The sequence below is a fragment of the Craurococcus roseus genome, from assembly GCF_039523795.1.
GTDB lineage: Bacteria > Pseudomonadota > Alphaproteobacteria > Acetobacterales > Acetobacteraceae > Craurococcus > Craurococcus roseus.
On record NZ_BAAAFZ010000061.1, the window covers coordinates 16,772 to 42,985 of the forward strand.

Genomic DNA, 26,214 nt, shown 5'->3' on the forward strand with positions numbered 1-26,214 from the left:
AAGGCGATCCGGTCGCTGAGCGGTCGAGGAGGAGGTGATCATGCGCAAGGTTCTGGTCACCGCCGGGGCGTCCGGCATCGGCAGGGAGATCGCGGCGGCCTTCCTGGCGGCAGGAGATGCCGTCTACACATGTGACGTCAACGCCGATGCCCTGAAGGCGGCTTCGGCGGACCTCGCCGGCCTGAAGACCGGCGTCTGCGACATCGGCGACCGCGGGGAGATCGAGCGGATGGTCGCCGATGCCGCCGCTCGGCTCGGAGGCATCGATGTGCTCGTCAACAACGCCGGCGTCGGGGGGCCGACGGCCCCGGTGCAGGATGTCGAGCCCGACGAGTGGGAGGGCGTCCTGCGGATCGACCTGACCGGCACCTTCCTCGTCACGAAGTTCGCGGTCCCGCACCTGATCCGCTCTGGCAATGGCGTGATCATCGTCATGTCGTCGGCAGCGGGCCGTTTCGGTTACCCGAACCGCAGCCCCTACGCGACGGCGAAGTGGGGGCTGATCGGGTTCACCAAGACGCTCTCGATGGAACTCGGCGAGCACGGCATCCGCGCCAACGCGATCCTTCCCGGCGCCGTGGACGGCGACCGGATCCGGCGCGTGTTCGAGGGGCGGGCGAAGGCGACCGGGAAAACCGTCGAGGAGGTGGCGGAAACCGCGATGGCGAACCAGTCCATCAAGCGCCTCGTCGATCCCCGGGACATCGCAGCGCTCGCGGTCTTCCTGGCGTCGGATGCCGCCAAGTCGATATCCGGGCAGGCCCTGCCGATCGATGCCGACATGCAGCGGAACTAACCCTGTGACGGAGCCGGATGTACCGCCTGCGCGCCGTCAGCTCGTCTTCCGACAAGCCGCGTTTGGGAGCGCACTCATGGCGGTCCTCCCGATGGGCCACCCTCGCGCGGGCTGGTCCGCACCGCGTGCGGCGAATGGCGTCGACGCGGCTCATGGTGCGGCGGTTTTCCGTAATGCCGGCGCACGGCTGGGAAGAGTTGTCGGCCAGCGCCGCCCGCGCCCGGAACGCATGGCAGCCATCGGCCTGACGCCTTGCCCGGGCATGGAGGCGGTGTTCACGACCGGGCGCTGGCGCCGACCCGATCCCTCCCGCGACGATCCCGGGCCTGGCGGTGAGCGTCCGTGTCGCGGACGCCGCCGCGGAGCGGGGTGGATCGCTCAGCCATTCGGTCGCCCCGCAATACCCGTCTCGCGTCGCGGGCCGATGTGTGCGTTTCGACGCGCGCTCTCCGGCACGGAACAAACCGCTCGGCGCCCGGCGTAAAGAGCGCGGAGCGGGTTGGACGCGTTGCGTGCCGGAGCGTAAACGTTGGCGCAGCCGTTCAGTAACGACACAGACGACAACCCTTGTACCACGCGCTGGGAGGCCCGATGGCGAACCGACGCACCATAAGCTTCCTCGGCCTCCTCTCCGCCGCGTTCCTCTCCTGGGTCCACGCGGGTCTGGTCCAGGCCCAAAGCCAGCCGTCCGGGCCGCCCGCCGTCGGCGTCGTCGAAGCGGCGCGCCGCCCGGTCACCCAGAGCGACGAGTTCATCGGTCGGGTGCAGGCCATGCACCGAGTCGACATCGTCGCGCGCGTCGCCGCCTTCCTGAACGAGCGGCTGTTCGACGAGGGCGCCGAAGTGAAGGCGGGCGAGCCGCTCTACCGGCTGGAGCGGGGCCCCTACGAAGCGGAGCTCGCGTCCAGGCGCGCGGCCGTCGCCCAGGCCGAGGCCGAACACCTGAACGCCAGGCTGGCGCTCGACCGCGCGAGGGAATTGCGCTCGACCGGGGCGGGCACGCAGGTCGCGCTGGACAACGCGACCGCGCAGGAGAGGTCGGCCGCCGCCCAGGTCATGGCGGCGCAGGCGCAGGTGCGGCAGGCGGAGATCAACCTGGGCTACACCGAGATCGCCGCCCCGATCGACGGCCGCATCGGCCGCACCGCCGTCACGGTCGGCAACACGGTGGGGCCGAACTCCGGCGTGTTGGCGACCATCGTCAGCCAGGACCCGATCTACGTCGCCTTCCCGGTCCCGATGCGCACCGCGCTGGAGCTGCGCACCCGCTACGCCGACAAGGGCGGGTTCGAAGCGGTGGCGATCAGGCTCCGCCTCCCGGACGGCCGCGCCTACGCCCACGCCGGTCGGCTGGGCTTCGTGGACATCGACGTCGGCCTGGACACCGACACGATCATGCTCCGCGGCACGGTCCCGAACCCCGTCCTGCGCCCCGAGGAGGGCGGCAACGGCCGCCTCCGCGAGCTGGTCAACAACGAATTCGTCAATGTGGCACTGGAAGCCGTCGAGCCGGTGTTGGCCTTGACCATCCCGCGCGAGGCGGTGCTCACCGACCAGCGGGGCGACTTCGTCTACGTGGTCGGCGCGGACAACCGGGCGCAGCGGCGCGGCGTGCGGCTGGGCGACTCCGTGTCCGGCATGGCCGTGGTCGGCGACGGCTTGCGCGAAGGCGAACGCGTGGTGCTGGAGGGCGTGCAGCGCGTCCAGCCGAACATGGAGGTCTCGCCCGGCCCCGTGAGCGCCGGCGCCCAGGCCGCGATCGCCCCCGCGGCGAGCGGGAGGTGAGGCGGCCGTGATCTCCTCCACCTTCATCGACCGCCCGCGGCTGGCGGCGGTCATCGCCGTCGTGATGACCATCGCCGGGCTCCTGGCCATGACCCGCATCCCGGTGTCCCAGCTCCCGGACATCGTGCCACCGGAGGTGGAGGTCACCGCCGTGTATCCCGGCGCCTCCGCCCAGGTCCTGGAGGCCACGGTCGCCCAGCCGCTGGAGGCCAAGGTGATCGGGGTGGACAAGATGCTCTACATGCGGAGCACGAGCGGGAGCGACGGCGCCTACACCCTGACCGTCAGCTTCGAGCTGGGCACCGACCCCGACATCAACACCACCAACGTCAACACCCGCGTCCAGACGGCGCTGGCGCAGCTGCCGGAGGAGGTGCAGCGCCAAGGCCTCACCGTCTTGAAGCGGTCCTCCGCCATGCTGCAGATGGTGATGATGTACAGCGAGACGGGCGAGCACGACCCGCTGTTCCTCACCAACCTGGCCACCATCAACGTGCTCGACGAGCTGCTGCGGACGCAGGGCGTCGGGCGGGCGATCCTGTTCGGCCAGCTCAACTACTCCATGCGGATCTGGTTCGACATCGAGCGCTTGGTCGCCCTGAAGCTGGCGCCCTCCGACATCGTGCGGGTGATCCAGGAGCAGAACGTCCAGGCCCCGGTCGGCCGCGTCGGCGCGAGGCCGATCCCGGACGACCAGCTGCTCCAGATGAACGTGACGACCCAAGGCCGCCTCTCGACCGCGGAGCAGTTCGGCGAGATCGTGGTCCGGGCCAACCCGGACGGCTCCGTGCTGCGCGTGCGCGACGTGGCCCGCGTCGAGATCGGGGCGCAGAACGCGGACACCTTCACCCGGCTGAACGGGCGGCCTTCGGTGGGCATCGGCATCTTCCAAGCCCCGGGCGGCAACGCGGTGAGCACCGCCGCGAACGTCCGAGCGACCTTGGACAAGGTCAGCGCCCGCTTCCCGGAAGGCGTCAAGGTCCGGGCGGTCCACGACACGACCGTCTTCGTGATGGACACGATCAAGCAGGTCATCACGGCGACGCTCGAGGCCTTCGCCATCGTGGCGGTGGTGGTGTTCCTGTTCCTCGGCTCCTGGCGCGCCACGCTGATCCCGCTCGTCGCGGTGCCGGTGAGCCTGATCGCCACCTTCGCCGTGCTGCTGATGCTGGGCTATTCCGCCAACACCGTGTCGCTGCTGGCGATGGTGCTGGCGGTGGGCATCGTGGTGGACGACGCCATCGTGGTGGTGGAGAACGTCGAGCGGGTGATGGAGGAGGAGCCGGAGCTCTCGGCGGCCGAGGCCACCCGCAAGGCCATGGCGCAGATCACGGCGCCCATTGTCGCCATCACCCTGGTGCTGCTCTCCGTCTTCGTGCCGATAGCCTTCATACAGGGCATCTCGGGCGAGCTGTTCCGCCAGTTCGCGGTGACGATCAGCGTCTCCATGGTGATCTCCGCCATCAACGCCCTGACCCTGTCGCCGGCGCTCTGCGGCGTCCTGATGCGCCCCGGCGCGACCAAGGGCGGCGTCATGGCCTGGGTCTCCCGCCGCATCGACGCCGTGCGGGACGGCTACGCCGCCGCGGTGGCCAAGGCGCTGCGCCTGTCCGTGCTTTCGCTGGCGCTGGTCGGCGCCATAGGGGCGGGCACCTGGTTCCTCGCGGGGCGGACGCCGACGGGTTTCCTGCCCGAGGAGGACCAGGGCTCGTTCTTCGTCATGGTGCAGCTCCCGGCGGGCGCCTCCGTGCCCCGGACCGGCCGGGTGGTCGGCGAGGTCGAGGAACTGCTCAAGGCCATGCCGCAGGTGCAGGACGTGATCTCGATCGTGGGCTTCTCGTTCCTGGAGAACTTCGCGGCCAGCAACACCGCCTTCATCATCGCGCGTCTCAAACCGTTCGAGGAGCGCACGGCGGCCGCCGATTCGGCGCAGGCCGTTATCGCCCGGGTGTTCGACGAAGGTCAGCAGATCCGCGCCGCCACCGTCCAGCCCTTCAACCTGCCGCCGATCATCGGCCTGTCCAGCACCGGCGGCTTCGAGTACATGATGGAGAGTCTGCGGGGCGCCGACCCGGTCGCCCTCGGCAGCGCGATGCGCGGGATGGTGAGCGCCGCCAACGCCGACCCGCGGCTTTCCCGCGTGTTCTCGACCTACACGGCCGGCAACCCTTCGCTGTACCTCGAGATAGACCGCGTCAAGGCGCAGGCGCTCGGCCTCAGCATGAGCGACGTGTTCACCACCCTGCAGGCGACGCTCGGCGGCTTCTTCGTAAACCAGTTCAACCTGTACGGCCGCGTCTGGCAGGTGAACATCCAAGGAGAGGCGGCGGACCGGCGCGACCCCTCGGCGTTGTGGAAGATCCAGTTCACGAACAGCAAAGGGGGGATGGTGCCGCTGCGCTCCATCGCGACGCTCCGCACCGTCACCGGCCCGGCGGTGGTCACCCGCTACAACAACTACCGCGCCGTCCCCATCAACGGCAGCCCGGCGCCTGGCGTCTCGTCGGGGCAGGCGCAGGCGGCGATGGCCGAGGTGTCGGAACGGACGCTGCCCGGAGGGTATGCCTTCGAGTGGACCGGCACCGCCTACCAAGAGCAGCGGGCGAGCGGCCAGACCGGGGTGATCCTCGCGCTCGCGGTGCTGTTCGCCTTCCTGTTCCTGGTGGCGCTCTACGAGAGCTGGGTGATCCCGATCCCCGTGCTGCTCTCCGTCACGGCGGGCGTGCTCGGCGCCTTCGTCGGCATGCTCGCGGGCGGTCGCACGCTGGACCTCTACGGCCAGATCGGGTTGGTGGTGCTGATCGCGCTGGCGGCCAAGAACGGCATCCTCATCGTGGAGTTCGCCAAGGAGCGGCGCGAAGCCGGTCGCCCTATCCTGGAGGCGGCGGCGCTCGGCGCGAAGCTGCGGTTCCGCGCGGTGATGATGACGTCGCTCGCCTTCGTGCTCGGCCTGGTGCCGCTGGTCTTCGCGGAAGGGGCCTCGGAACTGGCGCGGCGCAACGTCAGCATGCCGGTGTTCGCCGGCATGATCGCGGCCAGCACCGTCGGCCTGTTCCTCATCCCGATGCTCTATGTGACCTTCCAGCGGATGCGCGAATGGGGGCACCGGCGCCTCGGGATCGGCCGAGCCGTGCCCCAAGCACGGGCCGCCGCCCACCAGCCGGCCGAGTGACCCGGCGCCCCGCCTCCCGGCGACGCACGACACGAAGAGGGGAGACCGACATGCCGCAATCGTCCACGCCCGGCGCTTGTCCGGGGGCGGGAGGCCCGCTCGGCGACGTGGCGGGCCGCCGCGTCGTGTTGATGGGCGCGGCGGCGGCGGCAGGCGCCGCGTCGCTCGCGGCCGGGCAGGCGGGCGCGCAAGCGCCGTCCGAGCCCGCCCCGGCCTCTGATGGCGCGCGCGCGGGGCGCGGCGGCCTGCTGCGCCCGCAGCGGAACGCCCACCGCGAGCTGCTGGACACCTCCGGCCTCTGGCGCTTCCAGCTAGACCCGCGCGAGGAGGGTGAGGCGGCGGGCTGGTCGCGGGCGCTGCCGGCGCCGCGCCCCATCGCCGTCCCGTGCAGTTGGAACGACCTGTTCGACGACGCCAAGGACCACCTCGGGCTCGCCTGGTACCAGACCGAGCTGTGGGTCCCTGCCGCTTGGCGCGAGGGACGGCGCGTGTTCCTGCGCGTGGGCTCGGCGAACTACGCCGCCAAGGTGTGGGTCAACGGCACTCTCGTGGCCGAGCACTTCGGCGGGCACTTGCCGTTCGAGGCCGAGGTCACCGGCGCGCTGGCTTGGGACCGCCCGAACACCATCGCCATCGCGGTGGAGAACAAGCAGCTCCTCGGCCGCGTGCCGCCCGGGCCGGGGCCCGCGGGCGGCGGAGTGGCGGGGATCGTGGGCGGCTACCCGGCCACCACCTACGACTTCTTCCCCTACGCCGGTCTGCACCGGCCCGTGCTGCTCCACGCGGTCCCGGCCGCCACCCACATCGAGGACGTCACCGCCACCACCCGGATCGAAGGCCGCGACGGCGTCGTGGACGTGACGGTCGCCGCTGCCGGAGGCTACGCCGGCCGCGGACGGGTGCGGCTGGGCGAGCTGGAAGCGGACCTGGCCTTCCGCGCCGGCACCGCCCAGGCCACCCTCCGCATCCCCTCGGCGCGCTTCTGGGGGCCGCGCGACCCGCACCTCTACCGCCTGGACGTGACGCTCACCGACGGGCAGGGGCGCGGCACCGACAGCTACGCGCTCGACATCGGCATCCGCACCGTCGAGGTGCGCGGGGACCGGCTGCTGCTGAACGGCGAGCCGGTCGCGCTCCGGGGCTTCGGCAAGCACGAGGACTTCCCGCTCCACGGGCGCGGACTCGACTTGGCGATGTGGGTCCGGGACTACGAGCTGCTGCGCTGGGCCGGCGCCAACTCCTACCGCACCACCCACTACCCCTACGCCGAAGAGGCGATGGAGCTGGCCGACCGGCTGGGCGTCCTGGTGATCAACGAGATCCCCGCCGTCGGCCTGAACTTCGAAGACCCGGAGGAGGCGACCGCGCAGCGGCTGGACCAGGCCCTGCTGCAACTCCGCGAACTGGTCGCGCGCGACAAGAACCATCCCAGCACGATCATGTGGTGCGTGGCGAACGAACCGCTGGGCGGCCCCCCGCTCGGCGGCCAGCCCGTGCCCCGCGCGGTCGAGGCGGGGATGCGCTTCTTCCGCCGGCTCTACGACGAAACGAGGCGGCTGGACGCGACGCGGCCCGTCACGCTGGTCGGCGTGCAGGGCGGGGTGCTGGACTGGCACGGGATCTTCGACGTGGTCTGCGTCAACCGCTACTTCGGCTGGTACACCCAGCCGGGGCGGCTCGACGAGGCGGCGCGGGTGCTGGAGGACGACCTGGACGGGCTGCACCGGCGCTTCGGCAAGCCCGTCATCGTCACCGAGTTCGGCACCGACACCCTGCCCGGGGTGCACGCCGCGCCGCCCGAGATGTGGTCGGAGGAGTACCAGGTCGAGTACCTGCGCCGCTACCTCGACGCCGCGGCGCGGCGGCCCTTCGTGGCGGGAATGCACGTGTGGAACTTCGCCGATTTCAAGACCGGCCAGGGCACCGCGCGTGCGGGCGGGATGAACCACAAGGGCGTGTTCACCCGCGACCGGCGGCCCAAGATGGCCGCGCACTTCCTGCGCTCGCGCTGGGCCGGGACCTAGGATGCCGCGCAGGAGTGTGGTTCACCTCCGGGCGGCCAAGCCTCTTCGCCGACGCCGGGGCCCGCTTGCCGCGCGGGCCCGGAGCGCCTCGAGTGCTGCTGCGGCGGCGGGGGAGCGCGGCTCCTACCGGCCGCATGCGGGACGCCGAGGCAGCGCAGGAGCACGTTGGCGTCGCCCAAAAGCAACACGGGCCCGGCCAGCGCGGCCGAGGCCCTGTCAAGCTCGAACGCGCATGTTTAGGCTGCCCGGACAGCACAGCGAGGGAGGGGAGGGACATGACAACGGTACGCATCTTCGGGGGGTTGGCGCTGAGCGCCCTTTTCGTCGCCGCCTGCCAGCCGCAACAGGCGCGGGGCCCGCTCGCCACCATGCCGAGGGGGACGAACGAGTCGGTCCTGCGCCAGCAGCAATTCCGAAACATGCAGCAGGACCCCGACCGCGCCGTGCAGAACCCTCCGGTGGTCGGGGTGAACCCGGGCACCACCGGCATCGTGCGCGCGCCCGCCTCCACCGGCGAAGGCTCCGTCGGGGCCGGTCCGCCGGTCGCGGTCAACCCGGGCACCACCGGCATCACCCGCGAGCGGGGCGTCGGCGCCCCGAGCCCGAGGCGCTGACCGCCCCCGCTGCGTCGCCGAGGGCGTCGCAGCGGGCGCGCGCGACCGCTTCGAGGGATGCCCCGGCGGGCAACCCCGCCCTAGCGGCTGCGCAAACAAGGCGGGGCCGATGACCGTTCGCGCGCGGACGACATGCTCGGGCGGCGTCGCGGTTCCGCCCGGGCCGCCGATCGAGGGCATGGTCCGGGTCCCCGGCGGCACGTTCCTGATGGGGTCTGACGACTTCTACCCGGAGGAGCGGCCGGCCCGCCTCGTCACGGTGGACGGTTTCTGGATGGACGAGCGCCCCGTCACCAACGCCGAGTTCCGCCGCTTCGTGGACGCCACCGGCCACGTCACCGTGGCCGAGCGCCCGCCGGACCCCGCCGGCTACCCGGACGTGGACCCGGCGCTGCTGGTGCCCGGCTCGCTCGTGTTCCGGCGCCCGCTCCACGGGACCGGCCCGCGCGACTTCCGCCTGTGGTGGGCCTACGTGCCGGGCGCGTGCTGGCATCGGCCGGAGGGGCCGGGAAGTGCGCTCGCGGGCCGGGAGCGCCACCCCGTCGTGCACGTCGCCCACGAGGACGCCGCGGCCTACGCGGCCTGGGCGCGCAAGGCGTTGCCCACCGAGGCGGAGTGGGAGTTCGCCGCGCGCGGCGGGCTGGAGGGCGCCGCTTACGTGTGGGGCGACGAGTCCGCGCCCGGGGGCCGCCCGCTCGCCAACACGTGGCAGGGCGAGTTCCCCTGGGAGAACCTGGGGACCGACGGCCACAAGGGCACGTCGCCGGCGGGCGCCTTCCCCGCCGACGGCTACGGTCTGTGCGATGCGGCGGGCAACGTGCGGGAATGGACCGCCGACCCTTTCCGCATGTCCGCGGGGGACGGCGCGGGTTACCGTGTTCTCGACCTTGATCCCGAGGAGGAGGTGACCACGGCATTTGCGCCCCAGGTACGCGAGCGCATGGAAGTCGTCGGCTCGGATGGCCAGCGTGGCCGTCATGCCGATGACGTCGAGGGCGGCATGATCAGGCTGGCCGCGCGCCTTCCCGTCCTGCTGGCCACGTTGGTCGCCCTCTCGGCCCTGTGCTCTGCGCCGCCCGTGTTCGCGCAAGGCCCGCGCCAGGAGTAGAAGGCCTCGAAGGAGCAGCGCCACTCCACCCGCGACGATCCCAACGCTAACCCCCCGAGAGCTGCCGGTCGTCATCATCCATCAATCGGGACACCTCGGCGGACACGCTTGCTGCTGTCAAGGTTGTCGAAACGATCGAGGAAGGCCGAACGGTTTTCGAGGCGTAGCAAGGAAGGCGCCGTCGCACCCGCGACAAGGAGGACAAGCCATGTGCTTCAACTGCGGCAATCTCGGTGCAATGTTCGCCCCCGCGGCGCTCAACATCACGCGCCGGAACTTTGGTCGCGGGCTCGTCGGATCGGCGGCGCTGCCCGGTTCTCTATCGATTGGATCTTTCGTCTGCGCGGAGGCCGGTGCTCAGAACGCCGCGCCGACCCGAGGGCAGGCCGGCCTCCCGGGCCCGTCTGGCGAGCTGCTCGCCAGGCTTGAGGGCACCTACAAGGACATCCACGCCAACCCCGAACTCGCGATGCAAGAGCACCGAACGGCCGGCATCGCCGCCGATTGGCTGCGCCAGCACGGATACGAGGTCACGGACAAGGTCGGCGGCACCGGCGTGGTCGGGATCTTGCGCAACGGCGAGGGCGCGACGGTCCTGCTGCGGGCCGACATGGACGCGTTGCCGATGAAAGAGAACACGGGCCTGCCCTACGCCAGCGACAAAGTCGTCACCGACAAGTCCGGCCAGCAGACCCCGGTTGCGCACTCCTGCGCGCACGACATGCACGTCGCCTGGCTGATGGGGGCGGCGCGGGTCTTGGCCGAGAACCGCGACAAGTGGCGCGGCACCGTCATGGCCGTGTTCCAGCCGGCGGAAGAGACCGGCGAAGGGGCCCGCGCCATGGTCGGGGACGGGATGGTCAGGCGCTTCCCGAAGCCGGACATCGTCCTGGGCCAGCACGTGATGCCGATGCCCGCGGGACAGATCGGCACCCGCCCCGGACTCCTGATGTCCAGGTCGGACAACTACGAGGTGAGGCTGTTCGGGCGCGGCGGGCACGGCTCGATGCCCGAGTCGACGGTCGATCCGGTGGTGATGGCGGCCGCCACCGTCATGCGCTTGCAGACCGTCGTGTCGCGCGAGATCGCCATGACGAACGGCGCCGTGGTGACGGTCGGCGCGTCGTTGGCCGGGAGCAGCGGGAACATCATCCCGAACGAGGCGCTGCTCCGGCTCAACGTCCGCACGTTCGACGACCAGGTGCGGGAGACCGTGCTGGCGTCGATCAAGCGCATCGTCAACGCCGAGGCCGCGGCGTCCGGCGCCCCGAAGCCGCCCGAGTTCACCGTTCAGGGCCACTTCCCCTTGACCTACAATGACGAGGCGGCGACGCGGAAGGTGGTGGATGCCCTCAAGGGCCGTCTCGGCGGCCAGCAGGTGCAGGAAGTCGGACCCTCGTCTGGGAGCGAGGACTTCAGCGAGTTCGCCCGCGCGTGGAACGTGCCTTCGGTGTATTGGGTCGTCGGCGGCACCGACCGGCAAGCATACGCGGAGGCCGAGAAGGCCGGCCGCTTGAACGAGATCCCGTCCAACCACTCGCCCGAGTTCGCGCCGGTCCTGGACCCGACGCTGCGCGTCGGCGTCGAGGCGATGCTCGCCGCGGCCGGCGCCTGGCTGACGCCCGCGGGCGCGAGGCCCTGACCGGTCCTGACCCGCGGAACCGGTCCGGCGGAGCGCGACTCTCTCGGGCACTCTGACCCCGGAGGAGGGCGGTACCACATGAGGCGGGAGCGGTACGCTGACGGGCAGATCGCCTCCACCCCGCGGCAGGTGGGACCGCGGTGGAGGAGTTCTGCCGCGAGGCGGGCGTCTGCGAACCGGTCCTTCGCGGGTGGAAGACGCGGTCTGCCGGGAATGGGGGCGGTGGAGATCCGGCGCCTCAAGCAGCTCGGAGGCGAAAACACTGAGCTGAAGCGGCTGGTCGTGGACCCCACGCTGGGCAAGACCATGCTGCAGGACGCGCCGGTCTGGAGGGGAGGGAACCATGCGGACCAAACTGCTCGCAAAGCTGTCGGTCGGTGTCGTGCTGACCTCGGCCGGCTGCGCCCGGCAGGCCGTCGAACAGAGGGAGGATCTGCTCTCGGCCGCCGGGTTCCGCGTCAAGCCGGCGAACACGCCGGAGCGCCGCGCGTCCCTGCGGGCGCTGCCGGAGCACCAACTCGTCCTGCAGGAGATGGATGGGCGCGAGGTCTGGGTCTACGCCGACCCGCTCGTCTGCAACTGCCTCTACGTCGGGACGCGGGAGGACTACCAACGGTACAACCGACTCAAGGTGGAACGGGACATCGCCAGCGATCGTCTGATGGCCGCGCAGTTGCGCGCGAGGCCCTGGGGCGTGGGTCCTTACGGATGGGGCCCGTGGGGCCCTTGGGGGTTTTGAATGGAGGAGGCCACACCAAGCCGCGTGCCCCGTAGGCGCCTCCGTGGATCGTGCGAAAAGGCTCGATTGGCGCGTTCCAGACCGGGCGCGGTTGCGGGCCGTGGCCGCGCGGGCCGCGCCCGGCGTCGGTCGCGTCCACCACCGCCGAGTGCGCGAGCTGCATGCGCCACTGCGGCCATGCACCGTCGGGGCGGTAGGGATCCAACATCGCGCGCCGACAGGCCGCCGTGCGGCGACCGACGCATCTCCGGGGGCGAGCGCGACGGAAAGCGTGGCCGCGCCGGGCGTGGAACCGCTGACCGTTCGGCTTGTTCACCGCCCGGCGACGAACACCAACGGGGCCTTCCATGAGATCAGCGACGCGGTTCTGCGCAGCCGCCGTGGTCCTGTGCCTCGCCGCCTGCGCGCGGCACGGGGCGCCCGGATCCGGCATCCTGGGCGCCCCGAGGGCCCCCACCGCCGCCAGTCCGACCGGCTCGGCGCCCGGTGTCGCCACGGGCGGCGGGGTGCCGCTCCCGTTCCGGCCCGGCGGCAGCGGCGGGGTGGGTGGAGGGAACCAGCCGGGCATCGGCGCCATCGGCGGCCGCTGACTCGACGCACCGACGTTCCCGGCGGCAAACCTCCGGGGCCATGATCGACGCAGGCACGATCGCGTCCGCCGCGCTGGCCCTGTACGCGGTCGCGGCGGTCGTGTTCCTGATCTCGGAGAACAGGCGTCCGCAAGCGACCTTGGCCTGGATGCTCGCCTTCTTCGTCGCCCCCGGGATCGGGGCGCTCGTTTACGTCCTCTTCGGGAGGGGCCGAAAAGCCTTCAGCAAGAGGAGCAGACTCCTCCTGCAAGACGTCGAGGCGAATGCCCGCCCACTGCTGTCGCCCATCCTGTCCCGCCAGGACGCGGAGATCGCGCGCTTGGAGGGCGGGGGCGCCGGCCACGAAAGGCTGATGATGCTCGTGAGGCGGAACTCCCATTCCGCCTTGACCACGCGCAACCGCGTGGAGGTCCAAGAGGACGCGGCCACGTTCTACCCCAGCCTGGCGCGGGACATGGAAGCGGCGCGTCACTCCATCCACCTCCAGTACTTCATCTGGGGCGCCGACGACTTCACCGAGGGCTTGAAGGAGATCCTGGCCGCCAAGGCGAGGGCGGGCGTCGAGGTGCGGCTGCTATACGACCCACTGGGGTCGCGCGCCCATCTGAGCCGCGGCTACATCGAAGGGATGGAGCGGGCGGGCGTTCGGGTGGCGCCCACCTCCCCCCTCTGGCGGCTGCACACGATCAGCTACCGCAACCACCGCAAGATCACGGTGATCGACGGCGTGATCGGCTACACGGGTGGCATGAACATCGGGAAGGAGCACCTCGACGGCGGGAAGGGGTTCGACTCCTGGCGCGACACCCAGGTGCGCATCGTCGGCGAGGGCGCCGCGATGCTGCAGGCGGTGTTCATGGTGGATTGGTACAACGCCGTGAGGGAGGACCTGTTCTCCGGGGCGTACTTCCCCCGGAGCGCTACGGAAACCGCCGAGGGCGGCGTGCCGGTGCAGATCCTGGTGTCGGGGCCCGACTCGCGGTGGGCGGCGATCCGGCAGCTCTACTTCGCCATGGTCGCGACGGCGCGTCGGCGCGTCTACCTGCGGTCGCCCTACTTCGTCCTCGACGCGAGCCTCGCTGAGGCCCTCAAGGCGGCGGCATTGGCGGGGGTGGACGTCAAGGTGATGCTGACCGCGCGGGCGTCGGGCGACCCGGTCCCCGGCTGGGCGGGGAACACCTACGCCGCGGAGGTGGTTGACGCGGGCGTGCGCGTTTTCCTGTACCGGAAAGGCTACCTCCACGCCAAGACGATCAGCGTCGATTCCGAGATCTGCTCCATAGGCTCGGCCAACATCGACATCCGCAGCTTCAGCATCAACTACGAGATCAACGCGGTGCTCTACAGCGGGGCGCACGCCGCGGAGCTGGAAAAGGCGTTTGAGCGGGACCTCGCCCACTGCACCGAGTTCGACGCGGCGGAGTACCGGAGCCGCAACGCCGCGGTCCGGTTCAGGGACTCGGCGGCGCGGCTGTTGTCGCCGCTGCTGTAGGGGTGGGATCCACCGTAAGGGAGCGGGCCGCACAACGCTTCTGATGCGAGGCCAGTGCCCACGAGCCCGCGCCCGCTCGTTCCTGCGGCATGCTCACGCGTCCCGCTGCGTCGCAGCGCCGCGGCCCATGCCGCTTTGGCCGCGCAGCTTGAAGGCTCGAGCATTTTGCTTTTACACGGGCTCGTATCCGCAGTTGGCCAGGTAGTTGCGGCACCCGTCGGGCGAGTGGGTGCCGAGCAAGTCGGCGATGGCGGCCCACAAGGCGTCCTTCGTGCGGGCCGCGGCCCTGCGGAGCAGCGCCTTGAGCTTGGCGAAGGCCTGCTCGACGGGGTTCAGGTCGGGCGAGTAGGGCGGCAGGTAGAGCGGGCTCGCGCCCGCGGCCTCGATCGCCTCGCTGACGCCCGCCGCCTTGTGGGCGCCGAGGTTGTCCAGCACCACGGCGTCGCCCGGCGCCGGGGCCGGGGCGAGGACGCGCTCCACGTGGGCGCGGAAGGGGGCCCCGGTCATCGGACCGTCGAGCACGAAGGGCGCCACGAGGCCGCCCTGGCGCAAGCCCGCGACGAAGGCGGCGGTCTTCCAGTGGCCCCGCGGCGCCGCGTCGACCAAGCGCTCGCCGCGGGGCGCCCAGCCGTGGCGGCGGACCATGTCGGTGCTGGCGCCGGTCTCGTCGAGGAACACGAAGCGCGATGGGTCCATGTAGCGCCGCCACACCCGCCAGCGGTTTCGGTCCCGCGCCACATCGGGCCGGTCCTGCTCGGCGGCCCTCAACGACTTTTTCCGTGCCGCAGCCCCATGCGGACGAGGGCGCGGTGGACGGTCGAGAGCGCGGCGACCTCGACGCCGCGCAGGCGCAACCCGGCCCGCATCTCGCGCAGCGTGACGCCGCGCCGGACCGCGAGCAGGAACCGCAGGAAGGCCTCGTGCGGCCCGAGCACCGGATCGCGGTGGCCGCCGACCCGGCCGGGCGCGGCGCTGCCGGTCTCCCGCACGCGGCGCACCGGCTTCACCGCCGCGGACGGGCTCACCGCGAACCGCGCCGCCGCTTGGCGGATCGAACTGCCGCCCTCCACCGCGGCCACGGTCCGGCCGCGCAAGTCCCCGGACAACGACGCCGCCATGTGACCCCCGCTGCTCACTTCGCGTCAGCGTCGAATCACCGGGGCCGGTTCCGTGCAAGGGCAAACCGCTCTAGCACGAGGAGCACGGCCCAGAAGGCGGTGGCGTAGGCGCCGAGCCACCAGGTCAGCACCACCGCGCCGACGAGCGGGGGACGACGAGCAGGGCGCCCCAGAGCAGCGATGCGACGCCGCCGAGGCCGAGCCACCAGCACCCTCAGCCGGCCTCGAGCCGGAAGGCGGCGCCGAGCATCAAGCCGCCGGTGAGCAGCGCCCAGGCGGCGGTGACGAGCACGAAGCCGAGCACAGCGCCGGCCGGGAACAGGAAGGCGAGCAGCCCCGTGGCGATGTCGAGCGCCCCTTCCGCCAGCGGCGGTCCCCAGCGCTCGTGGGCGCGGGCCGCACGCGCCGCGGACACGATGCCGAGCACGCCGTCGACGAGGAGGTAGGCCGGGAACAGAAGCGCGAGAGGACAGGATGGCGGTGCCCGGCCTGATCGGCGCGACCGAGCCGAACAAGACGGCGACGGCGCCGCGCAGCGCGGGTCCGGAGGCGTTGCGCCTGCTCGGCTGCACGGCCGTCGCGGCGGTCACCACCGCGGCGGCGGTCGCGGCGACGCGAGACAGGCTGCGCCCACCTCCGGGAGAAGCCGCTTCGAGGGATCCCGATATGGCATGCCTGCCTCTCGCCAAGGCGTCGGCTGACGCGGCGCGGCCGCGAGTTCCGCTGCCCCGATCGCCATCGAGGCCGAGGCGCGACGCGGTGCCGAGTGACCTGATAAGAGGTGTGCGCGCGTGTGTTTGGACGCGCGCCGACAACGCTGACTCGCTGGCCGTGTGAGCGGCGGAGGTCGGTTTGGCACGGCGGCGGATCGGGCAGGAAGACCTCGTCGCGCGACCGGGGCCGCGTGCGGCGTCGTCGCTGGCGGAACTCGCCGCTCTGCTCGATTGGGGCGAGATCGGCCGCGCCCTGGTGGGCGTCTCGGCGGCGGCGAAAGACGAGCCGGGTTGGCCGCCGGCGCTCTTCCGCGGCCTGCTGCTGGCGGACCTGGCACAACCTGTCCGACATCAAGCTCGCCGAGGCGCCGGACGACCGCGCCAGCTTCCGCCGGTTCTGCGGCTTCGCCGCCCACGAGCCCACGCCCGAGCGCACCGCCTTCGTCCGGTTCCGCCGCGAGCTGGTCGCCCGCGGCCTGGACCGGGCGCTGTTCGAGGCGGCCGCGCGCCGGCTCGAGGCCAAGGGCGTCGTGGTGCGGGACGGGCACGCTGGTGGACGCGACCCTGGTCCCGTCGGCCAGCATTCGCGCCGACGACGAGGCGCGCTGGGCTGGCCACCGCCGGCGCAAGCCCGTGCACGGCTACAAGGCGCACGTGGCCACCGACGCGGGCGCCAGCCTGATCCGCGGCGTCGAGCCACCACCGCGAACATCCACGACGCGGCGATGCTGGAGCGGGTCCTGCCGCCGGAGCCGTGCGAGGTCTACGGCGACGGCGCCTTCACGGGCGGGGCGGCCGAGCGGCTGATCATCGGCCGCGGCGGCACGCCGCGCACGGTGTGGACCGGCATCCGGGGCCGGGCCCGGATGCGCTGGCGCGGCTCGAGGCGCACAACGCCGCCGTGCGGCGGGTCCTCTGCCGCATCGAGAAGGCGTTCGGCACCTGGAAGCGCAGCTACGGCCTGCGGCGGATGCGCTGGATAGGGCTGGCCAAGGCGGGACTGCAGGTCAGGCTCGCCGCGATGGCCTACAACCTGCGGCGCACGGTCACCCTGCTGCACGGCGCGGCGGCCTGACGCGGGGCGAGGCCGCTCGCATCGCGCCCGGCACGCCGCAGCAAGGCGAAATCGGCACGCGTTGACGCATTCAGCGGCTTCAGAAGCGCTGAAGGACGGCACAGGCGCCCTCATTCGCGGATCCGCGCACACCTCTCATGACACTCTCGGGCTCCGGACCCTAGCGTCGATCAGGAACCCGGCGAAGAAGTCCGCCAGTGCCTCGTGGCCGTGGAGCGGGAGCACGTGCGAGACGTGCTGGTCCGGGCGGACGACGACCATGCAGCCCGCCCCGCGATCCACCACCCGCAGATCGAAGATGTCCCCGGCCTTTGGGTCGGCGCAGAACATCTTCTCGTAGTCGACCAGGCCGAACTTGCCCTTTTTCGGGAGCAGCACCGACGGCATCTCGTCCACAGCCAAGTCGCGATGCCCCTGCTGGAAGATGGCGCGTACGTCGATCACAGAGTCGGGGTCCGTACCCGCCGGCGTGAAGCGTCTGATCGGAGACGCGTCCGACCCCAGGAACTCGCACAGCTCCCGGAAGTGGGAGTGCCTGCCCGTCGGGTCGCTCCGGTCGGCGAAGACGTAGACGCGCCAGGCGCCATCCGCCCGGGCGACGTGGCCGAGGTGGACCGGCTTGGCGTCGGCCAGCCGGACGGCCGGGGCGGAGTGGAAGCGCATCCCGACCGGGTAGCCCTCCGCGAGGTGCTGGAACGCCGCTTCGGCGGTGATCATCGACGGGCCGTATTTGGTCGCGACCCCGGCGGTGAAGCGGCCTTGCTTGATAAAGTACCGCTGGAATTCCTCGGGGTCGACACCCTCTCCGCCGGCGCTGCCGGACTCGGTCGGATGGGCGCTGAACATCTTGGCGAACTCACGATCGAAATCGATGAGCTCCTCCGCGATCTTCTGGCGCTCCTCCGAGTAGGTGTGCAGGAGTTCCGGCCTGGCCGTCCCCCGCAGGACGGCGCCCAGTTTCCAGCCCAGGTTCCAGGTGTCGTGCATGGACACGTTCATGCCTTGGCCGGCCTTGGCGCTGTGCGTGTGGCAGGCATCGCCGGCGATGAACACACGCGGCAGACGGGTGGCCGTCTCCGCCGCCGGCACGTCGTCGAACTTGTCGCACAGCCGCTGGCCGATCTCGTACACCGACCACCACCCGACGTCCTTCACCTCGACGGTGTACGGGGCCAGGATCCGGTTCGCGACCGCGGCCAGCTTCTCGGGGGTGACGCTCCGGTTCTCGAGCATCTCCCTGTCGCGCGCGTTGTCCAACTCGATGTAGAACCGGGCCAAGTACCCGCCTTCGCGCGGAATGATGAGGATGTTGCCCTGGTTCGCGGAGTGGATGGCGCACTTGAGCCGGATGTCCGGAAAGTCGGTGACGGCCAAGGCGTCGAGGACGCCCCAGGACTGGTTCATCGGATCGCCGCGCAGCTCACGGCCGATCGCCGCCCGGGTGCCGCTGCGCGAACCGTCGCAACCGACGACGTACTTCGCCCGGATCGTCGAGGTTTCGCCGGTTCCCTCGAGGCCCTTGAGGTGCCGCAAGGTCACTGTCACCGGGTAGTCCGAAGAGCCGCTGGTGTCGATCCGGATGCCGCTGGTGTGGAGGCCGTAGAACGGCCGCAGCTTGCTGGCCGATCGCTCCATGTGGTCCAAGAGGTAGTCGAGCATGCGCGCTTGGTTGACGATCACGTGAGGCATTTCCGACAGGCCGTCCTCGACGTCCTGGATGCGCCCCGTGCGCGCGATCCGGGTCCGGTCTTGCGGGTCCGGCCGCCAGAAGGCGACCTCGTTGACCCAATAGCCCTCGTTCACCAGGCGGTCCGCCAAGCCGAACGCCTCGAACAGCTCCACCGTGCGGCAGGCGACGCCGTCGGCTTGGCCGACCTCGAGCGGGCCGTCCTTGCGGTCGATGACAACCGTCCTGATGTCGGGGAAGTTGGCCATCTGCGCGGCCAGCACGAGACCGGCCGGGCCGCAGCCGATGATCAGGACATCGGCTTCCTCAGGGAGGCCTCCCGGCCGCTCTGCGACGGACGGGTGCGGGTCCTCGACGAGCGGGTCGCCGGGCTTGTAGCCGTTCAGATAGAATTGCATCGTTCACTCCCCTCCGGACGCTTGCGGTGGCCGCGCCAACAGGATCGAGCAGGGCGGATGCCGCCGGATCACCCGCTCCGCGACGCTGGACCGGAACAGGTTCCCCGCGCCGCGATGGTGCTGGTGACCGAGCACGATGAGGTCGACGTTGCGCTCCCCTGCGCGCTGCAGGATGACCTCGGCCATGTCATGCTCGGTCGCGCTCAGCATCTCGCCGTGCGCGTCGACTCCTGCCGCCGCCAGGTTGTCGACCAGCCGCTGCACCGCCTGCCGGTCCGCCGCCTCCGCGTCGTCGTCCGCCGACAGCACGCCGAAGTGCGACCCCGCGATGATGTCGCCCGGCACGATGTGGGCGCGCGCGAAGTGCAGCACATACACGGTCGCGCCGGTCAGGCGGCCGATCTGCTCGGTTCTGGCCACGGCGGAGCGGTTCTCCTCGGCGGGCGTCGCGTCGATCGCTAAGAGAATGCGCCTATACATCTCGGCCCCCGTCGTCAGGACGTTCTGCCGGGTTCGGCGGGTATGGCAGGCATGGCGGGCGTCGGCTCGATGACTGTGGAACGCAGCTCCCGCGGGCGCCGAACCGGCACAAGCAGCGTCAGCAGCAGACCCAGCAGCGCCAACCCAGCCAGTACGTAGAAAATCAAATCGAGCGCGAAGCCCGCGCCGACCAGGAAGCCTCCGAGCAGCGGTCCCCCGACGCCGCCGAGGCGGCCGAAGCCGGCGCACCAAGCCACCCCCGCGCCCCGGACATTCGTCCGATAGTAGTTGGCCACAAAGCCATAGATCAGTGTCTGAGTGCCGCTGGTGCCCAGCCCGGCGACCGCGACGATGAGCAGCAGGGTGCCGAGAGGGGCCGTCAGCGTGAGCAGCGCGATAGCCACGGCCCCGGTCAGGAAAGCCCCGGCGACGACCGGCTTGGGGCCTAGGCGGTCGGCGAGGCGGGAACCCGCCACCGCACCGAGGATCGCGCCGCCGTTCAGCACCAGCAGGAATGAGAGCGACCCTTTGGCGTTGAACCCGGCCCGCAGCATGAGCTCGGGGAGCCAAGTGTTCAGGGAATAGACCAGCACCAGGCCGGTCGCGCTCATCAGTCCGAGCACGATCGTGGGAAACAGATAGCCCGGGCCGAACAGCCCGGCGAAGCCGGCCCGGCCCCCGCCCACAGGCGCCGCCGCCCCCGCCGTGCCAAGGGCTTTGGGCAACCCCTCGGGCATCGGAACACCGGTCCTGATGGAGATGGCGCGCGCCTCTTCGAAGCGCCCGCGGGAGGCCAGCCAAGCCACGGACTCCGGCATCCGGACGATGGCGAGCGGGAACAGCGTGACCAGCGGCAGCGCCCCGATCCAGAACATCCCGCGCCAGCCGATCGCGTCGAGCAGGATGATGGCCAGCAGCGCCGCCAACAGGCTGCCGATCGGCACCCCGGAATAGGTGATCGCGTTGACCAAGTTCTTCTTTCCCGGGGGCGCGTACTCGGAAACGAGGGCCCCGGTCGTGGCGACCAGGGCGCCGACGCCGAGGCCGGTGATGAACCGCATCAGTCCGAACGTCGCCGTGGAGTGCGTCAGCGCGGTGACGCCCATGCCGACCGAGAACCAGGCGTAGGCCGTGAGCATCACCTTGCGCCGGCCGAGGATGTCGCCGACCGAGCCGGCGAGCAGGGCGCCGACCAAAACGCCGAACAGCGCGTAGCTGCCGAGCGCCCCGGCGATCTCCGGCGTGACCGCCCCCAGTTCGTTCGGGTTGCGCAGGAAGGTCGAGACAACGGCGCCGTAGACGACCACGTCGTAGCCGTCGAAAACCAGCCCAAGGGTGGCAAGACCGACGACCCACAGCACCGTGCGGCGTCGCTTGGCTTCCAGTTCGCTGTCCGGCGTCATCGCAACTCCTCCCATCGTCCTTCGAACGCACGGGCTGTCGCTTCCGGTATGCCGTTCGGTCGGGTGTTCCACGGAACGACCCGTTTGGCGTGAGTTCAGCCTCCGTCCTGTGTCGTCGGGGTGGACGGCCTCTGCGGCATCGGATGTGCCGAGCTTTAGTTGTTGCGGGCCGAACCGTAGGAGCCGTCCGGAGGTGGAGCTTACGCGCATCGGTGTGGACACGTCCAAGATGGTCTGTTCGCAAGGGGCGAATTCTGCCTGCCTCGACGAAGCGAGTTGGCTCCGCATCGGCGCCTAGGGGTGTTGGGGCTGACCGCCCGCTGCCCGAGGCTGGCCGCACGTCACGGGAGGCTCAGCGCACTCCCCGTGAGGGAGCCGACCTCAGGATCCTTCTCCGCCGAGTGGAGCTGAGTCGTGCCGTCAGCTACGAAGGCCACCTTCCCGGCGCAGCCGCCGGCAGTCACCTGCGCAGCGCCGACCGCCGGCTCCGGTTCGAGGTCAAGCACGGAGCGGTAGAACACGTCCATTACCGGCACGTCGGTCGAGCAAAATTCCACTTGGTGGAGCTTGATCCTCACGGCAGTGCCGCCCCTGTCCTTCTTGGGCCGCCTCGGAAAGGCGCTATCGGCGCCAAGAGGGTGGTCGATTCGGCGTCCCCCCGCGTCGGCCTCCGTGCCAGGAAAGCCGCCGGCTCCCGAGATGGCGCGCCGCGCCCGGCGCCTTGCTGCCCTCGTCCGCCTGGACGGCTCCGGTCGAGGCCGGGGAGCAAGGCTCCACCTCGGACGCCTGCTCGCGCGGGTCGCGCTGCACCCGGCAGGCTAATGCCCCGGCGGGTCGCAGGCCTTGGTGCGCATGTCACCGGGCACCGAGATCTCGAGGATCTCGACGTCGTCCGAGGTCGCAATCTCGTTGTGCTTCATGCCGCCCGGTATGAGGATGGCGTCGCCGGGCACGGAGCGGGTCCGGGTCCCGTCCTCGAACTCCAGCTCGAGCCAGCCTCGCAGCACATAGATGAACTGGGCCTCGCAGAGGTGTTGGTGCCAGCCCGTCGGTTCCGTCATGCCGCTGATGGCGGACATCACCTGGGCGCGCATCCGGCCGCCGGTCGCGGCGGAGACGCCGAGGTCGCGGTACTTGAAGAAGACGCGCCGCCCCGGCACGAACGGCGTGTTGTCCTTGGTCGCGACGGACAACCTCACAGGCGCGCGCGCCTTGTCGGAACCTTGGTGGGAAGTGGTCGAGGATTCGTCCATGTCTGCCTCCTGCCGTGTGAAGTGGGGCGGCCGCGATCCGCGTCGCGGCCGTCTTCCGCTCAGGCGATGGTCACGCCGCTGTCCACCGGTAGGATGCAGCCGGTGGTGATGCGGGCCTCGTCCGAGGCCAGGTAAAGGGCGGCATAGGCGACGTCCAGCGGCTCGCCGAGGCCGAGCAGGTGCATGTCCGCGATCTTCTGCATCGCGGCGTTGCCCGCCACCAGCGCGGTGACGCGTTCGGTCTTGGTCACCGACGGCGCGAGGGCGTTCACCCGCACCCGCCGCGGCGCGAACTCCACGGCGAGGGAGCGGGTCAGGGAGGCGACGCCGCCCTTGGCCGCGGTGTAGCAGTCCCGCCCCGGGAACCCCATCAGCGCCACGTTCGACGCCATGTTGATGACGGAGCCTCCGCCTGAGCGGATGATCTCGGGGATGCCGAAGCGGCAACCGAGGAAGGTGCCGAACAGGTCCAGCTTCACCGCGCGCCAGAACTCCTCGATCGGCGCATCGACGACGTTGGAGTCCCGGGCGGTCGAGCCGCCGGCGTTGTTGTGCAGCACGTCCAGCCGCCCGAACCGATCCACGGTCCGCCGGATCGCCGCATGAAGGCTGTCGGGATCCGTCACGTCGGTGCGCAGCGCGATCGCCTGGCCCCCGGCCTGGGCGATGCGGTGCGCCGTCTCCTCCGCGGCGGCGCCCGCGATGTCGGCAACGGCGACGCGCGCGCCCTCCCGCGCGAAGAGTTCCGCCGCGCAGCGGCCGATGCCGGTGCCGGCACCGGTGATGAAGGCCACTTTGCCGGCGAGTCTTACCATGATGTCCAATCCTCTTCTCTTGCCGAACCTTCGCTAGGAGTCGTCCTGCCGGGCGGCCGAGCCTGACCCGCCAGCCGCGGCCGTGCCGCCGCGTCAGGGAGTCTCCTCGCGCGCGACGCAGGCGCCGAGCCCGTCGACAGCCTCGGGGTTGACCAGCCCCGACATGTCGCCGACCGGGTCGCCGACCCATACCGCCCGCACGACGCGGCGCATGATCTTCAGGCTGCGCGTCTTCGGCAGGTCCTCCACGAAGGCCACGGTCTTCGGCCGGAAGGAGCTTCCCAGCCCGGCGGCGACGGCCCGCTTCAGCTCCTCCACGACCTCCGGCGCCGGGACCACGCCCCGCGCCGGCACGCAGACGCACACGACGGCCGAGCCCTTAACCGGGTCGGGCACGCCGATCGCCGCGGCCTCGGCGACCTTCCCGGTGGCGAGCAGGAGGGCCTCGATCTCGGCCGGTCCGGTCCGCTTGCCGGCGATCTTGAGGGTGTCGTCGGACCGGCCGTGGATGAACCAGGTGCCGTCCTCGTCCACCGACGCGAAGTCCCCCTGCACCCACAGGCCGGGGATCCTGGACCAGTAGCTCTCGATGTAGCGCCCAGGGTCCCGCCACAGGCCGCGGGTCAGCCCGATCGAAGGAACGGCCAGGGCGAGCTCCCCGACCTTCCCGCGCGGCAGGGGTGTCCCGTTGTCGTCCACGACCACGGCGCCCATCCCTGGGATCGGGCCGGCGAAGCCGCAGGGCTTGACGTCCTGCCGCAGGACGTTGCCGGCGAGGATGCCGCCGCCGATCTCCGTCCCGCCGGAGTAGTTCAGGATCGGCGCGCGGCCGCCGCAGACCTTGCCGCGGAACCAGGCCCAGGCCTCCGGCGTCCAGGGCTCCCCGGTCGAGGCGGTGACGCGCACCGACGACAGGTCGTAGCCCTCGACGACCTCGGGGGGCTGCTGCATGAAGGAGCGCACCATGGTCGGCGCCACGCCCAGGAAGCTGATCCCGTGGTCCTGCACCAAGCGCCAAAGCCGGCCCGGCTCGGGATGGTCCGGCGTGCCCTCGGCGAGGAGCAGGGTGGCGCCGACGAGGGGCGTCGCTACGGCGAGGATGGGGCCGGTCAGCCAGCCCAGGTCGGTCATCCACAGCAGGCGGTCGGTCGGCCGCAGGTCGAGGACCAGCCCGAAGTCCAGCGCCGCCTTCGTCATGAAGCCGCAGTGGGAGTGGACCGTCCCCTTGGGCTTGCCGCTGGTGCCCGAGGTGTAGACGAGCATCGCCGGCGCCTCCGCCGGGAGTTCGGCGGGAGGAGCCGCCTGTTCCCTGGCGAGGAGATCGCGCCACCCGATCCAACGGTCGTCCGCCGCCTCGGGTCCGCGGCCACCGGGGTCGCGCGCGACCACGACCACGTGCCGCAGCGTCGGCACCTCGCCGGCGGCCGAGGCGATCACCTCCGCCATCTCGATCGGCCTGCCGCGGCGCCAGGTGCGGTCGGCCGTGATGACCGCGACGGCCCCGGCGTCCGTCAGGCGCTCGACCACGGCCTGGGCCCCGAAGCCGGAGAACATCGGCAAGGCGATCGCGCCGACGCTCACGACGGCCAGGAACGCGGCGATGGCTTCGGGGATGGATGGCATGAACAGGCCGACCACGTCGCCCTGGCGGATGCCGAGCGACGCCAGGCCACCCGCCGCCCGCGACACCGTCGCGGCCAACTCCGCGTAGGTCATCGAGCGCCGGCTGCCGTCCTCTCCTTCCCAAAGGATGGCCGGCTTTTGCGCATGGCCGTTCGCGATGGTGCGGTCGAGGCAGTTGGTGGCGAGGTTGGTCGTGCCGCCGACGCACCACTCGGCCCATTCCGGCCCCTTCGAGACGTCGAGCAGGCGCTCGTACGGCTTGAAGAAGCGGAGGCCGTGGAACTCCATCACCGCCGCCCAGAACCATTCGGGCTCCCTGGCCGCTCGTTCCACGAGCCGGTCGTAATCCGGGATGCCGTGGAGGCGCAGGAAGCGCTCCAGCGGCGGGGAGGTGCCGGACTCGCTCATGCTTCCGCTCCCTTCCTGGTATACGAAACGGCCGTCAGGCGCGGCCCAGGGCGCAACCGCCCTCGGCCAAAGGCCGGAAGGCCTGCTCGCCGGGCGTCGTCTGCAGGAGCTTGTAGTAGTCCCAGGGCGCGCGGGATTCTCCTGGTGCCTTGACTTCGAAAAGGTAGGCCGGGTGCAGCTTCCGCCCGTCGGGGCGGATGGTGCCCGCGCCGAAGGCGTCGTCCTCGGTCGGCATGGCCTTCATGCGGTTCACCGCATCGACCCCCGAAGCCTTCGCGGGGGCGACGCCCATGTCCTTGACCGCCTTGAGGTAGTGGAGCGCCGACGCGTAGCAGCCGGCGTGGATCATCGTCGGCGCCTGGACGCCGAAGTTGCTTTTGACCCTGTTCGTGAACGCCCGGGTCCGGTCGTTGAGGTCCCAGTAGAAGGTCTCGGTCAGCACGAGCCCCTGCGCGGCCTCGAGCCCCAGGGAGTGCACCTCGGTGATGAACATGACCAGCGCCGCGAGCTTCGCGCCGCGCCGGGTCAACCCGAATTCGGCCGCCTGCTTCACCGCGTTGATGAGGTCGCCGCCGCCGGCCGCGAGGCCGACCACCTTCGCCCGGCTGGCCTGCGCGCGCACGAGGAAGGAGGAGAAGTCGGTGGTGCCGGGGAACGGGAAGCGCACCGAGCCGAGCACCTTGCCGCCGGCGGCTTGGACGAAGCGCGACGTCTCCGCCTCCATCGACTGCCCGAACGAGTAATCCGCCGTGACGAAGAACCAAGTGTCCCCGCCGCCCCTGACCATGGCGGCGCCCGTCGAGTTCGCCAGCATGTATGTGTCGTAGGCCCAGTGCACCGTGTTCGGGGTGCACTGCGGCCCCGTGAGGTCCGCGGTGGCTGGCCCCGAGGCCAGGAACACCTTGTTCTTCTCGCGCGCGACGCCGGCGACGGCGAGGGCGGCGGAACTGCCCACCACATCGATGACGGCGTCCACGCCGTCGCGGTCGAGCCACTGGCGAGTGATGTTCGAGGCGATGTCGGCCTTGTTCTGGTGGTCGGCGGAGAGGACCTCCACCCTGAAGCCCTGGTCGGCGAACTCCTGGACCGCCTGCCGCACCGCCGCGACCGAACCCGGCCCGGAAAGGTCGCGGTAAGCGCCCGCCATGTCGGTCAGGACTCCGAGCCTGACCGTGTTGGCGCCTTGCGCCCGGGCGGCGCCGGCGGTGGACACCGTCGCCGCGGCGAGGGCGACTCCGGCCTTGAGCACGGAGCGGCGGTTGGATGTCATCGTGTTTCC

Annotated in this window: 20 protein-coding genes and 1 pseudogene; 11 read left to right on the forward strand and 10 right to left on the reverse strand. The window is 71.1% G+C overall.

The annotated features are described in order from the left end of the window. Window positions 1–40 precede the first annotated feature (40 nt). The 9 genes from ABD067_RS19260 to cls all read left to right on the forward strand — a co-directional run bounded on the left by ABD067_RS19260 (window position 41) and on the right by cls (window position 13,962). A complete protein-coding gene (locus ABD067_RS19260) occupies window positions 41–796 on the forward strand; it encodes an SDR family oxidoreductase (RefSeq protein WP_343897030.1) in 756 nt (251 codons plus the stop codon). A 591-nt stretch (window positions 797–1,387) separates the two neighbouring features. Continuing rightward, window positions 1,388–2,581, forward strand: coding sequence for an efflux RND transporter periplasmic adaptor subunit (locus ABD067_RS19265; RefSeq protein ID WP_343897003.1), 1,194 nt, complete (start codon window positions 1,388–1,390; stop codon window positions 2,579–2,581). Between the two features lie 7 nt (window positions 2,582–2,588). Then, window positions 2,589–5,753: an efflux RND transporter permease subunit gene (locus ABD067_RS19270; RefSeq protein WP_343897004.1), complete on the forward strand. Its 3,165-nt coding sequence runs from the start codon at window positions 2,589–2,591 to the stop codon at window positions 5,751–5,753. A gap of 50 nt (window positions 5,754–5,803) precedes the next feature. Next, window positions 5,804–7,777 carry a beta-glucuronidase gene (uidA, locus tag ABD067_RS19275; RefSeq protein WP_343897005.1) on the forward strand — a complete coding sequence of 658 codons (1,974 nt, stop codon included), beginning with the start codon at window positions 5,804–5,806 and terminating at the stop codon, window positions 7,775–7,777. A 275-nt stretch (window positions 7,778–8,052) separates the two neighbouring features. Continuing rightward, on the forward strand, window positions 8,053–8,391 hold the full coding sequence (locus tag ABD067_RS19280) for a hypothetical protein (RefSeq protein ID WP_343897006.1): 339 nt from the start codon (window positions 8,053–8,055) through the stop codon (window positions 8,389–8,391). 109 nt (window positions 8,392–8,500) lie between these two features. Next, window positions 8,501–9,499: an SUMF1/EgtB/PvdO family nonheme iron enzyme gene (locus ABD067_RS19285; RefSeq protein WP_343897007.1), complete on the forward strand. Its 999-nt coding sequence runs from the start codon at window positions 8,501–8,503 to the stop codon at window positions 9,497–9,499. A 208-nt stretch (window positions 9,500–9,707) separates the two neighbouring features. Further along, window positions 9,708–11,141 carry a M20 family metallopeptidase gene (locus ABD067_RS19290; RefSeq protein ID WP_343897008.1) on the forward strand — a complete coding sequence of 478 codons (1,434 nt, stop codon included), beginning with the start codon at window positions 9,708–9,710 and terminating at the stop codon, window positions 11,139–11,141. A 343-nt stretch (window positions 11,142–11,484) separates the two neighbouring features. Continuing rightward, on the forward strand, window positions 11,485–11,880 hold the full coding sequence (locus ABD067_RS19295; RefSeq protein WP_343897010.1) for a hypothetical protein: 396 nt from the start codon (window positions 11,485–11,487) through the stop codon (window positions 11,878–11,880). Between the two features lie 630 nt (window positions 11,881–12,510). Then, window positions 12,511–13,962 carry a cardiolipin synthase gene (gene cls / locus ABD067_RS19300; protein ID WP_343897011.1) on the forward strand — a complete coding sequence of 484 codons (1,452 nt, stop codon included), beginning with the start codon at window positions 12,511–12,513 and terminating at the stop codon, window positions 13,960–13,962. A gap of 171 nt (window positions 13,963–14,133) precedes the next feature. Here the strand turns inward: cls and ABD067_RS19305 are convergent. Both ABD067_RS19305 and ABD067_RS19310 read right to left on the reverse strand, forming a co-directional pair. After that, a protein-coding gene (locus ABD067_RS19305; protein ID WP_408871577.1) for an IS630 family transposase occupies window positions 14,134–15,080 on the reverse strand; the annotation gives its coding sequence in 2 pieces (ribosomal slippage) (window positions 14,134–14,759 and window positions 14,759–15,080; 948 coding nt in all). Between the two features lie 214 nt (window positions 15,081–15,294). Continuing rightward, on the reverse strand, window positions 15,295–15,537 hold the full coding sequence (locus ABD067_RS19310) for a DUF308 domain-containing protein (RefSeq protein ID WP_456305258.1): 243 nt from the start codon (window positions 15,535–15,537) through the stop codon (window positions 15,295–15,297). Window positions 15,538–15,984: 447 nt separating this feature from the next. Here ABD067_RS19310 and ABD067_RS26485 point away from each other — a divergent pair. Together ABD067_RS26485 and ABD067_RS19320 are read left to right on the forward strand one after the other, a co-directional pair. Further along, window positions 15,985–16,230 (forward strand): annotated as a pseudogene (locus tag ABD067_RS26485) (transposase); the annotation flags it as partial. 401 nt (window positions 16,231–16,631) lie between these two features. Continuing rightward, window positions 16,632–16,868 carry a transposase gene (locus tag ABD067_RS19320; protein WP_408871578.1) on the forward strand — a complete coding sequence of 79 codons (237 nt, stop codon included), beginning with the start codon at window positions 16,632–16,634 and terminating at the stop codon, window positions 16,866–16,868. A gap of 135 nt (window positions 16,869–17,003) precedes the next feature. On the opposite strand, the gene ABD067_RS19325 is transcribed toward ABD067_RS19320, so the two are convergent. The 8 genes from ABD067_RS19325 to ABD067_RS19360 form a co-directional block, all read right to left on the reverse strand. Continuing rightward, window positions 17,004–18,953 carry an FAD-binding monooxygenase gene (locus ABD067_RS19325; protein WP_343897015.1) on the reverse strand — a complete coding sequence of 650 codons (1,950 nt, stop codon included), beginning with the start codon at window positions 18,951–18,953 and terminating at the stop codon, window positions 17,004–17,006. A gap of 3 nt (window positions 18,954–18,956) precedes the next feature. Further along, window positions 18,957–19,433 carry a universal stress protein gene (locus tag ABD067_RS19330; RefSeq protein ID WP_343897016.1) on the reverse strand — a complete coding sequence of 159 codons (477 nt, stop codon included), beginning with the start codon at window positions 19,431–19,433 and terminating at the stop codon, window positions 18,957–18,959. Window positions 19,434–19,447: 14 nt separating this feature from the next. Then, window positions 19,448–20,836, reverse strand: a complete 1,389-nt coding sequence (locus ABD067_RS19335; protein WP_343897017.1) for an MFS transporter — start codon at window positions 20,834–20,836, stop codon at window positions 19,448–19,450. A gap of 341 nt (window positions 20,837–21,177) precedes the next feature. Further along, window positions 21,178–21,414: a hypothetical protein gene (locus ABD067_RS19340; protein ID WP_343897018.1), complete on the reverse strand. Its 237-nt coding sequence runs from the start codon at window positions 21,412–21,414 to the stop codon at window positions 21,178–21,180. Between the two features lie 240 nt (window positions 21,415–21,654). Next, complete coding sequence (locus ABD067_RS19345; protein ID WP_343897019.1) at window positions 21,655–22,035, reverse strand: cupin domain-containing protein; 381 nt, start codon at window positions 22,033–22,035, stop codon at window positions 21,655–21,657. A gap of 113 nt (window positions 22,036–22,148) precedes the next feature. Then, complete coding sequence (locus ABD067_RS19350) at window positions 22,149–22,904, reverse strand: SDR family NAD(P)-dependent oxidoreductase (protein WP_343897020.1); 756 nt, start codon at window positions 22,902–22,904, stop codon at window positions 22,149–22,151. 93 nt (window positions 22,905–22,997) lie between these two features. After that, entirely contained in the window at window positions 22,998–24,935 is a 1,938-nt protein-coding gene (locus ABD067_RS19355; RefSeq protein WP_343897021.1) for an AMP-binding protein, read from the reverse strand. A 34-nt stretch (window positions 24,936–24,969) separates the two neighbouring features. Beyond that, entirely contained in the window at window positions 24,970–26,205 is a 1,236-nt protein-coding gene (locus ABD067_RS19360; protein WP_343897022.1) for an ABC transporter substrate-binding protein, read from the reverse strand. Window positions 26,206–26,214 lie beyond the last annotated feature (9 nt).